The sequence below is a fragment of the Blautia sp. AM42-2 genome (assembly GCF_003480245.1).
Lineage (GTDB): Bacteria > Bacillota > Clostridia > Lachnospirales > Lachnospiraceae > Fusicatenibacter > Fusicatenibacter saccharivorans.
This window is the reverse complement of the sequence record NZ_QUIM01000013.1, coordinates 1-12,520: the sequence shown is the minus strand read 5'-3', so window position 1 is coordinate 12,520 and position 12,520 is coordinate 1. Positions and strand designations below refer to the sequence as shown.

General features: G+C 37.9%; 7 protein-coding genes. All 7 read left to right on the top strand.

All coding sequences use genetic code 11. The features are described from left to right. Window positions 1–22: 22 nt before the first annotated feature. The 7 genes from DW915_RS12825 (at window position 23) to DW915_RS12795 (ending at window position 12,171) form a co-directional block, all read left to right on the top strand. Window positions 23–6,100 carry a Cna B-type domain-containing protein gene (locus DW915_RS12825; protein ID WP_243033837.1) on the top strand — a complete coding sequence of 2,026 codons (6,078 nt, stop codon included), beginning with the start codon at window positions 23–25 and terminating at the stop codon, window positions 6,098–6,100. 182 nt (window positions 6,101–6,282) lie between these two features. Further along, on the top strand, window positions 6,283–6,825 hold the full coding sequence (gene lepB, locus DW915_RS12820; RefSeq protein ID WP_118600671.1) for a signal peptidase I: 543 nt from the start codon (window positions 6,283–6,285) through the stop codon (window positions 6,823–6,825). A 56-nt stretch (window positions 6,826–6,881) separates the two neighbouring features. Further along, complete coding sequence (locus tag DW915_RS12815; RefSeq protein ID WP_118600669.1) at window positions 6,882–8,060, top strand: DUF7601 domain-containing protein; 1,179 nt, start codon at window positions 6,882–6,884, stop codon at window positions 8,058–8,060. 100 nt (window positions 8,061–8,160) lie between these two features. Continuing rightward, window positions 8,161–9,063, top strand: coding sequence for a class B sortase (gene srtB, locus DW915_RS12810; protein WP_199671264.1), 903 nt, complete (start codon window positions 8,161–8,163; stop codon window positions 9,061–9,063). Then, window positions 9,050–9,739, top strand: a complete 690-nt coding sequence (locus DW915_RS12805) for a Spy0128 family protein (protein ID WP_055227179.1) — start codon at window positions 9,050–9,052, stop codon at window positions 9,737–9,739. The genes srtB and DW915_RS12805 overlap by 14 nt, the downstream gene beginning before the upstream one ends. 156 nt (window positions 9,740–9,895) lie before the next feature. Continuing rightward, a complete protein-coding gene (locus DW915_RS12800; protein WP_082424891.1) occupies window positions 9,896–10,372 on the top strand; it encodes an RrF2 family transcriptional regulator in 477 nt (158 codons plus the stop codon). A gap of 134 nt (window positions 10,373–10,506) precedes the next feature. Beyond that, entirely contained in the window at window positions 10,507–12,171 is a 1,665-nt protein-coding gene (locus DW915_RS12795; RefSeq protein WP_118600667.1) for a PucR family transcriptional regulator, read from the top strand. The last annotated feature ends 349 nt before the right edge of the window (window positions 12,172–12,520 follow it).

The window sequence follows — 12,520 nt, the reverse complement described above, 5'->3', positions numbered from 1 at the left end:
TATGTTTTTAGGAGGAATTTGTGTGAAGAGGAAAAAGAGATGGCTAAGATGGATAGCCTGGACACTTTTATTGGTTTTGTGCATGAATAGCGCAGGAACGACAGTTTTGGCAGTTTCAGTGGAAGAAGAGAATATTCCAAATATAAATAGTACTCAAGAGGGTGAACTGCACACAGAAGAATCTATTCCTGAGGAAAGTACATCATTGTCGGAAGAGACGTCGAAAGAAGAAAATACTTCGCCATCAGAAGAGACTCCTGGAGAGGAAATCACCCCGCCATTAGAAGAGATTCCGGAGGAAGAAATTACTCCATCCCCGGGAGAGTTTTCAGAAGAAGAAAAAGCCGTTGAGGAGCAGATTGCACAAGAGGAATCACCAAGGCTTCAGGAGATTTCCGAAGGATTTGATATTGATTTCTATGTTATTATTGATGGAAACAAGGTAAAGCTTCAGCATAATGACATTACCGGCATTGCAACATGGAAAGACGGAAGAACTACCTACTATGGTGTTTCCATTGAGGACCTGCTCCTGATATATGAAGAATTTGGATTTGTAAAAAACAGCGATGGTCAGAATCCAGATGCAAAAAATAAGTTTGTATCTGCATACCGGGGAAAAAGCAGGATAGAATACGGAAAAGTTTATACAGACACAGAATCCGGAAAGACATATGTTTCTTACAATGATGGACAGAATAAACAAGGGGAAGCGATAGATGTTTACTACCTTCCAAATGGAAAAGGCCTTGCATTAAATTTAAAAGATTCTGTAAAAAAGGACAACTCGTTTTATTCCGTAGAGGTAAAGGGAGAAGGGCAGGATCGGATTCGTTATGCATTAACAGGAACTGTAGTGGAAGAAGTTGTGTCTGACTTTAATCCACAATTGCCGGATCAGACAGACCAGATCGAATGGACCTGTATGGGAACAGATGATAAGGTAATAGATGGTGTACGGGAATCAGGGAACCGGACAAGGTTCTCAATCGGAAAGATCACACAGTCTTATGTGCTCCAGAGAGCGGACCAGACAGCCTTTGATATTCAGTTTTATATATATGCAGACAATGAGGTTCGAAAGCTGCCGGCTGATTCACTGAAAAAAGTGTATAAATGGAACCGTCAGGGCAGATGCTATTTATCTGTCAGTGATCTTGCTGAGATTTATAAAGAGTTCGGCTTGAATGCAGAGGAAACACAGTCCGGAAATTATTTTCCATATACAGTCCGTGGTGAGAAGACATTAGCACAGGCGACAGTGGTAACTTATAAAGGACAGCAATATGTATCCTACACCCTGGACAATCAGGACACAACGGTACCGACAGATGTTTACTATATGCCAAAAGGAGCATCTGATGGCGAAAAAATTCCGGATAATGATTCAGACCAGATTAAGCAGAATGAGAACAGTTTCTATTCGGTTACAGTGATCAATCCGGATGGAAATCGAACTGTGAGTTACTATAAGAAAGATTCTGCGGTCACAATTTCCGTTGATCCAGGAGATACGAAGGAAAGCGACTGGCTTTGTGCCAGTGAGGATGAAAATAAAACAATTGCTCCGGTGAAACAGGGCGATAAACTAACCTTTTCTATTGGAAAGATAGAGCAACCATATACGGTTGCATGCAACACTTTTGCACCAGCAACCTTGAACATTAAATTCTATACTTTTGTAAATAATGAGAGATATAATGTTCTAAACGAAGAAATTCCTGTTATAAAAGATACTACAACAAAGCCGGGAACAGTTTATTATTATATTTCTAATGATGAGTTAAAAGAGCATTTTGAAAAATTTCATTACGATGGTTCTATTCAAAATGGAGCAAAAGAGCGTTTTTATTATTCCAAGAGAGATTACGATACAATCCATAATGCAGGGAAATACACGATAGAAGGTCATGAATGTATTTATATAGGAAAGTCCGGAGAGCCGATGGATGTGTATTACCTGCCAGACGGACAGAATATTGCCACAATGAGTGCAAAGACCTTACTAGAACACGACGATGATAGATATAACGGTTTTTACAGTGTGACAGTACAGGATGAAGATGGACAGGTTTACAGCCAAACAGCTTTGCGTGATCTTCCGGCAATTGATTTTGTTGCAAGAAAGTCAACACTTACAAGAACAGTTAGTACAAAGCCGCGTGTAGAAGAACAAACGCAGGATATAAACTGGGAATGCAGAAAGGAAGATGGTACTCTTTCAGCGGTTACATGGAGTAAAAATGAAGCAGAGCATACCATGAGCTTTACTATTCAGCCAGATGATGCAGTACGTCCATATGTGATTGTTCCTGATAATACAGAAAAGCCGGCTGCGGTAAAAGAAGCAAATATCAGTTTTTATGTATTTATCGATGGACATTATAAGCTGATAAAGAACCTCAATGCTGAGCAACATTACATAATCAAAGCAAACAGTGGCCGAGCCAGTCGTTATTATTTGCGAGCTAAACCAGATGATACGATTTCTAAAATTTACAGTGAGTTTGGTTTCACTCCGAGCAAGCTGGAGCCCGGCGCAGATCAGAAAGAGAAGATTCTGTTTGGTTATGCGACAGACAGCCGTGTGTTTGTACAGCACCCTTATAAGGACAACGATGGTACATGGTATATTCCTGTCCTGAAAAACGGGAAAGATGTATCTGTCTATTATTTCTCACAGCCAAACCCACTGAATCCAGACAGAATCGAAAATTATTTTGATCGTTTGACAGGACTTTCTTCTCAGGTTGGGCTGGCAGGAAGACATTTCAGTGTAGAGGAAAGTTTTCATCTGATTGAAGTGTTGGATCCACTGAATCTGACCAAAAGAGAAGCAATTAAGAGACAGTATGTAGGCCATGGGGAAGCATATACTTTGGAAGTACCAAAGAGGGCAAGTTTAGAAGGTGAGTATTATGGCAAGGAGATTGTCTGGAGTTGTACATCTAATGACAGGGACGAAAATGAGGTTCTTCCAGAACCGTCCGGAAATGATAAGGTAAAATTTGAAATTCCGAAGGTTAACTCATCTTATGAGGTGATCGCAGACAAACCGCTGGAGTCTGGGGCAGTCAGGGTTATCTATAATACAACTCGTTATATGAAGAAACTTCCTAAGGAAGCTAAGTTGACCCCTCAGGTTGAGAATAAGACAAGACATACAGATGATTATGAGAATGAAATAGAAGCTGGAAAACATAACGTTAAGTCACCATATCCGCTAGTTTATGATCATGAAGATAATGACAGCAAAGAGTTGGAACAGTATGAATTCGATCATTGGGATTACAGAAACAAAGACGGAAAGTGGCAGGAATGCGGTGCAGGGGATTCTATTTCTGATCTTATAAATAATAGTGCAAGACAGCCAATCACCCTCTATGCAGCGTGGCGTAAGGTTAGTAACCAAAATCGAAAACAGGTACAGTTTTATATCTGTAAGTCAGCGATGCCGGAAGATGGTTCGGTAGCATTACCAACCACGAATGTAGACGATTATACAAGTGCGGTTGCCGTGGCAAACTGTAATGTGAAGGCAAGTATATTGCATGATGTTCCAGTTCTTGGAAATAAGAATCCATCTACGTGGGAACAGTATGCGGATGGAAATAAGAGAGTGCAAGAACTTTTGCAGGGAACTAAACCAGATGAGGGATATATTGGAAATGGAGACTATATCTACAAGATAGATAGAATTCCTTCCGATGAAGAGGTATTCCAGACAATTCGTGAAAGCGGACGTATGATTCGTATCGGAGACAGGGAGATTCCGCCATCGAAATTAGATACCGAATTCTTCACCATTTATTGGTATTCTTTCAAAAGTGAAATGTCCGATGGGTGGCATATTGACGGACGTATTGTAGCAAAAAATGGTTACCTGACAGTAAAGAAAGATTTTGTCGGAATGCCGGAAGCAATAGAGAAAGTCAAGAAAGATTATTATATCCAGGTAGATATGGATGAAAAGCTTTTAGATGGAAAACCTCAGCCACCTGCATTTCATGAGCATATGAAACTTGTGCTTCCTTCAGAAGATAGCCAGAAACCGGATGCAGAAGCTCCGCAAGCGGAGGATGCTCCAATAGAAGTTGTAGGTACATGGACAGATGATACACATACAAGCTGTACGTGGATCGTTAAGGCGGACTCATTCTGGAAATACACATTAAAAGAGTACAACTATAAGCCAAAAGATTCGAATGTGAAATTTTCAGGTTGGTACAATGTCCGCAATTCTCATGAACAAGGAGATAATGTAAATTCATGGGAAGCATATCCAGAAAGTGGAATTCAATTCACAGGACGTGGAATTGGACGCGGTGGTGAGACTCTTACTATTGAATTGGAGAACCGTTATCAGAAAGAGGGAATACTCACACTGAACAAATTTGATGAGTCTACCGGACATGGAATGGAGAAGATCAATTTTGCTGTCAGTAAGAACGGTGTTGAGGAGGAAACGGTAACAACTGATAAATACGGAATCGCACAACTTCACATTCCGTTACAAGATGAAAACAAACAGAACAGAACAGCAACTGAGACGTATTTGTTGCGAGAGACAAACTTACCGACGGGATATGTAGACACAGGAGATATACAGATCACCGTTGAGATTGCCAATGGAGCATTCAAAATCATTGATGCAAAATTGGTGGATAGGGAGGCTAACGAAAATCAGGAGGCTGTTAAGGCACCAGTTGATGGTAAGATAGACGGAAAATCTGTTCTGTTTCAGCGAGGAGATACCAGCCTTAATATCCGAAATTTTGCTAAAACAGGCACTCTGCATATCAAAAAGACATGGGAAAATCCAAATGATGCACTGACGGAAAAACAGGTGAAAATCAGATTGTATCAGAATGGAATTTCTACAGGACAGGAATTCCTGCTGAATGAAGAGAACGGATGGGAACACACAGTCGACAATGTTCCACTATTCCAGGACAGAAATCCGGTGGAATATAAGGTGGAAGAAATTGAGATAGGAAAGACACATTATTCTTCGGAATACGGGGATGGTTTCCTATATTATGAAGTTATTTATCCAGAGATTCAGTATTTCGATTCAAATGGACAACAAATATTCCCGAAGGATGAGAATGAGTTCAAGGATGTTTCCAAGATGGAACTGGAAGTGCAGAATCTGCATTTCAATCTTGCTGAACGAAGTTTCTTAAAGACGGATGATCTTCCAAGAAACCGACTTGCTGGTGCAGGTTTTCTGTTCTACAAAGTACCGTATGATGATGTTACGAAAGAATATGCGGATGATACAGGATATACAGTAGATTATGACAATACACAGAGCAAGGACGATATCGTTCTGAAAAAGGATGGTCAGAAGTGTAATCCTGATTTTGACTTGCAACTGACTGATGAGAATGGAATGCTTCAGTTATCGGAGGAGATACCAGATGGCAGATACTGGATGGTAGAATCTGTTACTCCGAACAAAAAGAACAAAGCAGATAAAACCAAAACACAGTATCAGGATAACTTTAATTTATATATGGTCGATGTAGAATCCGATATTTTATTCCTATATGAGAAATCACCGACGACAAATACCTGGAGAGCTGTTTCGGACAGACATATCGTCAATCATCCGCAAAAAGGCGGGGTGACGGTTGAGATTACAAAGGAAGTCACTGGTCCACTTGGAAACCGCAAGAAGCCATTTGATATGGAAATTCTCTATTGGGCAGATGGTCAAAAGCTGCGTAGTAAGACACTTAGAACATCCTTGAAACATGGAGATAAAGTTACATTACAAAATGTAGATATATCTTCGGATATCATAATAACAGAAACTGTTGATACATCAAAATACGCTGTTTCGATTTCTAAAAAAGAAGAGAATGATAAGTATTCAAATCCAGTTCAGGCAACATCGAATGAAAATACGGCTGTCATGAAACAGCGGATTGAGGCTGCACGAGGAGATGTGATTGAGTTAAAAATCACAAACGAAAACACACAATCAATACCGGAAACAGGGGTTCGTCTGGGAACAAGCAGGCATGTATGGCTATTACTCGCTATAAGTATCGTTATGGTTCTGTTTTTCTGGAGAAGACGGAAAATGGAATAGACACTGCTATGGAACAAAACTTGCAAAAATACATCCGCCTTTTTACATGTTTGTTGCATTGGAATAAAAAAATAAACCACTATAATAAAGGGTACAAACTAGTACCGTGGATGTCTGAGTTGACCTAAAACAAATAAATCCCCTAGAAGGGTTATGGGCATCCATTTTTATGGAAGGATAGGATGAAGAACGAAACTGAACGGTCAAATAAAAACAACAATATAATACAGGAAACATCTGTAGCACAGGATATTGTTCAGTTGTTATTGAAGATTGCATTTATTATCTTAGCAGTATTTCTTATTTTTACATTTCTCTATGGAATTGTAAGAATAAATGATGTCTCCATGAAACCGGCAATCAAAGACGGTGATCTGGTCATGTATTACCGATTGGATAAAAGGTTTATCTCCGGTGATGTTGCAGTGTTTGAAGCTGATGGCAGAACCACGACCGGACGTGTTGTGGCAGTAGCAGGAGACACCGTTGACATTACAAAAAACGGACTGAAGATAAATGGTGCAGAACAGATATCTCAGGACATTTACTTTGATACCACCCAATTCAAAGATGGAGTGGATTTCCCGGTCACAGTCGGGAGCGGCCAGGTATTTATACTTGGAGATAACAGGCCTCAGGCATCGGACAGCCGAATTTATGGCTGCATTGATATAAAAGATGTCAAAGGAAAAGTCATCGCGATTATTCGGAGCAGGGGAATTTAATTACCAGAGCCGTTAATCAAATAAAAAACAAAATAATTTACAAGGGAGGAACTAAAATGAGCATGAAAAAATTCACTAAGAAAATGCTCGCAATTGTCGCAGCAGGTGCTATGACAATGGGAATGGCAATGCCGGCAATGGCAGCGGATCAAACAACGACAGACACAAAAAATAATGCAAAGGAAGCCTATATCAGCAAGACCTACAACACTGAGGTGGGAAAAGCAGAGACATTTAGCTTTACTGCTACACAGATTATGGAGGGGGATGATGTAATACATACTGCTCATGCTGTTGAAATACCAACAATCAGTTTTGAAACAACTGATCTTGGTACAACTACAAAAACTAAGAAAATTAATTTAGTAGGCACTGATTTTCCTGAAGCTGGTAGATATTCCTATACAGTAGAAGAGAACGAAACGGCTAATCCGTCTGTTACAGAGACAGCATATGAAAAACTGATTATGTCCGATGCTGAGTATAGAATGGATGTATATGTTGTTGAGAAAACTGGTGGAACACTTGAAATTGATAAGATCATTGTAAATAAGACAAAAGATGACAAAGGTAAAGCAACAACAGGTAAAGTAGATATTGGTGGTGATGCAAGCAAGAATGGTTTCAACTTTGTCAACACCTATGTACAGGAAGCTGGTACAGGTGAGAAACCAGATCCGAATAAGCCAGATCCTGACTATAAAACAAACGGTGCATTGAACGTATCCAAGAAGGTTATTCAGAATGTAACAGATGCCGAAAAATCTCTTCCAACTGAGAAATTCGACTTTACTGCAAAATTTGAATTCCCGGCAGGAACAGATGCAAAAACACTTGGCGGTGTAAAAGACAAAGATGGTAAAGATGTTACGTTAGACGCGACTGGACAATGTACATTCCAGCTGGGAAATGGCGAGAACATGAAATTCACAGGTCTTCCAGTAGGAACAACGATTACCGTAACTGAGGCTGCAAAAGCAAACTACAAGGGAAGCACTGTAGTTACACTTAATGGTGTGGAGACATCTAAAGCAGCACAAAAATACAATGAAGCAATTACAGCCAGTGGTAAACTCGGCCAGAAAAAGAACATTGTTGACGTAACCAACAGATTCAACAACGTACCAACAACTGGTATTATCATGAACACTCTTCCATACGTTCTGATGGTTGCTCTTTGTGCTGTAGCACTGTTTGGATTCGTTGCTTTCAAACGCAAAAAAGTACAGAAATAATTACATAAAATCATAAAAGTAACAGCAAAGGGAATGCGTGCGGCGATACTCCGTCGCATTCCCTTTTGCAATAAGAAAGGAAACTTCAGGAATATTTCATATGAAAAAAGCAGCAAAGTTTTTAGTCAAAATAGTCGATCATATGGTGAATTTTATAGCGTTATTGCTGATTCTTATGGTAATGTTCCTGTCATGCTATATGTTATGGGATTCCAATCAGGTATATCAGGCGGCTGATGCGAAGAACTACGAAGCCTATATTCCAACAGAAAAACATACGAAATCTTTTGAAGAATTGCAGAAAATCAATCCGGATATTATTGGCTGGATTCGAATAAATGAAACAAACGTTAATTATCCGCTGCTTCAGGCAGAAGATGATGATACTTATATGAATACGGATGCCGAAGGCAAATATTCTTTAAGTGGTTCCATATTTTTGCACTGTGCAAACAAACCGGATTTTTCCGATTTTAACAATATGATTTATGGACACCATATGGAAAAACACATGATGTTTGGAGATGTGGGGCTATTCGCAGATAAGGAGTATTTTGACGAACATCCATACGGAAATCTTTTTTTTGATGGAAAAGATCATGGAATTGAATTTTATGCATTGATTCAGGCAGATGCTTATAATGAGCGGCTGTTCAGTGTCAGTTCAGAGGAACCGGCAGCAAAACAGGCGTATCTGCAGGAAATATCGGACAATGCTTTACATAAAAGAAACATTGAACTTACTGAAAATGACCATTTGGTTCTTCTGATAACATGTACCTCAGACATGACAAATGGAAGAAATATATTAGTAGGAAGGCTTACGGATCAGGTCTATCCTGAGAAAGAGAAAGCCAAGAATCTGGGAACTGGAATTGATAAATTGAAAGAAAAGATGATTCAGGTGCCGGTTATCTACTGGATACTTTTGCTAATTATCGTTCTATTGCTGATAGATAGAAAATTAAAGAAGAAGGGAAAGAAAAAACATGAAAATTCTTGATTTAAAGAAAACAGCTGTCATATTGGTGACTATGCTCCTTTTTCTGAGCATGCAGATATCAGCGTTTGCATCTGATAACTGTACTGTAGTGAAAATTCCGGTGAGACAGATCTTTGACAGTGAAGTGGAAGGCATTGCAGATGAATTTTCTTATATTATGACAACCGATCAAAGCGACGCACCAATGCCAGCCGGAAGCCGCAATATGCAGTATTCCTGGACAATGGAAAAGAATGCAGCAACAGAGATTATACTGAATGTAAAAACAGCAGGACAGTATCATTATAACATTTATCAGACGACAGAAAAAAAGGATGATTATAAATATGATCAAAACAGGTACTATGTGACTGTCGAGGCTTACTATAATGAATCGAATCAGTTAAAAGTTGTCACAATTGTAGCAAATGAGAAGGGGGAGAAAATAGAAGCGATCTCTTTTAAAAACAGTTATATGGGAGAAGAAAAGCCGAATCTAACACAGCCCTCAAACCCGTCACAACCATCTGGTCCGTCCTATTCGGATGGATTAGGAAAAACCAATAGCGTAAAGACTGGAGATGACAGTCCTGTTATGGGATATTTCTTATTGCTGTTTGGTTCACTGATTTGTCTAAGTGTTTTAATCCATAAAAAACAGAAAAGAAATAAGGGAGAATCACAAGATGAGGCATAATATATGGAAAAAATACATAAAAATTTTATGTTCTTGGATTTTGATTCTTTCTATATGTTTTTTATCCTTAAATGTAGTAGTTGAAGCATCAGGCACAGATATGGAAATGAAAGGTTATACAATATCCCGAATTTATTAGACTTGAGGCGATAAAAGATGAAGCGCAAGGATAATAATTCGGGATTTTTCCTGTTTTGGAGAGGAGCAATTATGCAATTAAAAATTACAACGGATTATGCGATCAGAATAGTATATTATCTGGCTTGTCGTGGTGAAGTAATCACTGCGTCTGAGTTAGCTTACGAATTAAAGATTCCAGAAAGCTATATTCCAAAGATCACAAAAAAATTAAAAGAAGCGAATATAATTACAGCTTGCGAAGGAATAAAAGGTGGGTATTCACTTGTGAAAAAAACAGAAGATATTTCTCTGTTTGACATAATATCCTCCACGGAAGTAACCATGAAATTAAATCGTTGTTTAGAAGAGGATGGGTTTTGTTCCAGAAATGCAACAGAGCATTGTAAAGTACATAAAATATTGCTGGATGTGCAGCAAACTTATGACAATCTACTAAAGGGCATAAAGGTCTCGGAGATTATAAAACCAGATGCCGATGAGTTATCAGAATAGCTAAGAAAACAAACTAGAGAATATGAAAAACAATTATAGAAATAACTCCACCAATATATTAAAATAGATATAGCATAACATAATAAGGCAAAATAAAGATAAATCAAATCAATTGTAAAAGGAAGGGAATACAAATGGGGTATACAGTAAAGGACTTGCTTGAATCAAACAATTTCTCGGAAATGCAACTGATAAGTGATGATTCTGGAATTGGTCGTGAAATTAAAGGAGTCCGAATCATTGAAGTGCCAGATATGGAAAAATTCCTGGGGGGGGGTGAGCTGCTCCTGACAAGTATGCGAGCCTATGAAGCCACAGAGGAAGATGTTTTTTTGCATCATTTAAAAGAATTGGATAAAAAGCAGATAAGTGGATTTATAGTAAAGTGCTGTCAGAGAACTGAACACCTGAAAAGACTGTTTGATATTTTAATGGAATTTTCGCAGGAACATCATTTGCCCGTGATAGAAATTTCTGAGGATTTGTATTTTTGGGGGATTATTAAGCATATACTACTTCAGTTGTGTGATATTGAAACTGCAAAACTGAAATATTTTAAGATGACACATGATAATTTAAGTAATATTTTACTGAACGTGATAGATTCAAGGGAATCTATAGAGAGAATATTTTTCTTGATCAGTACCATGCTCGGGAATCCGGTCGGTTTATATAACGCAGATGGAACCTGTCTTTTTTCAAGTAATTCGGAAACACAGGATTTTAGAATTGAAAAAAATATTGCGGAATATAAGTCTGGAATTATAACCAGATATCAATATTTGTGTCAAAAAAGAAAAAATACTAACTATATTGAATATATTAAGAAGCTCAATATATTTGAAAGACAGGAAATGTATTTTGTTGTTTCAGAACAGAATGAACCATTGAGGGAATTAGATTTTATCGCGTTAGAGAATATTATCATTACATTACAGTTTAGTTTGATCAGACATGTATTAGAAGAGAATCTTGAAAAACGACATCTAAGAGATTTGGAATATCGTATGCTGAATGGTTCGCTGTCAAATGATGAAGAAAATGAAGTTGCAGGTATGCTTGGTCTTAATGATGCAGAGATATATCGGGTTGTCACTTTCCGTATGGATGCAATAAAGAATATGGAAAAATTTACCAATGCCCAGATAAAAGAAACAGAATTGGTCGAAAACGAAATTATACGTTATTTACCGAGGGAGCCTATTTTTTTGCAAACCAACCAGATTGTATATATTCACAGAGAAACGGAACGGGAAACCGGATTGGAATTTCGTAAAAAACTGGAGAAACTGCAGAAAACGATACAAGAATTTCTAGTTAATAGGGGAGTTGAAATAGATTTTCTGATTGGTATAGGTAAAACTGTCACAGGATACCATGAATTGAAGGAGTCTTTTAAATCTTCTAAAATTGCGCTTAAATATATTAAAGTTATTAGACGAATAATCGGAGACGAGGATAAGTCAGTTATAGATAGTACAAAGGTAGGATTCTTTTATCAGATACTGGAAAAGATGAAAGATATAAATCAGTTGCAAGCGTTTATACCGGAGTCATTGAATAAACTTCGCCAGTACGATATTCAGAAAAATGGAGAGCTGGTTGATACATTGGAATGTTATCTGAATGTCAACCAAAGCTTAAAAAAGACTTCTGAATTAATGTTTATTCATTATCGAACTGTTTCATATCGTTTGCAGAAAATAATAGAAATAACGAATATAGATTTTAATAATCCAGCAGAAGTGCTTAGTGTTCGAATTGGATTGATAGCAATTCGAGTTCTTGAAGTAATGTAGAATTTTTAAGAATCTTTTGGAGAGGCAAAGATGAGATTCATAATATTAAAAATATTGGAATTGTTATAAAAGATAACGAATCACATGGTTAGTGTGGTTCGTTTTTTTGTCCATTAATCGTAAGTGCAAAATAATTCGACGGATTGTGTTGCCCCAAAAAATATCCCATAATAATCAATAGAGAATGCAAGCATTTTACTTCATCTTTTCTTGCTAGAAATGATAGATGCGAGCATTTTACTCTATTAAAGTTATGGAGGTGTGCTCATGAGAAGCAAAAGAATACCTGCCGAAGAACAATACCGTCTCATCATGGAATGCCGTCAAAGTGGATTGACAGATCATCAAT

Bases quoted from the DNA above. Each gene is read 5' to 3' on its own strand.
- lepB (WP_118600671.1), top strand. From the start codon at position 6,283: ATGAAGAACGAAACTGAACGGTCAAATAAAAACAACAATATAATACAG.
- DW915_RS12815 (WP_118600669.1), top strand. From the start codon at position 6,882: ATGAGCATGAAAAAATTCACTAAGAAAATGCTCGCAATTGTCGCAGCA.
- srtB (WP_199671264.1), top strand. From the start codon at position 8,161: ATGAAAAAAGCAGCAAAGTTTTTAGTCAAAATAGTCGATCATATGGTG.
- DW915_RS12805 (WP_055227179.1), top strand. From the start codon at position 9,050: ATGAAAATTCTTGATTTAAAGAAAACAGCTGTCATATTGGTGACTATG.
- DW915_RS12800 (WP_082424891.1), top strand. From the start codon at position 9,896: ATGAAGCGCAAGGATAATAATTCGGGATTTTTCCTGTTTTGGAGAGGA.
- DW915_RS12795 (WP_118600667.1), top strand. From the start codon at position 10,507: ATGGGGTATACAGTAAAGGACTTGCTTGAATCAAACAATTTCTCGGAA.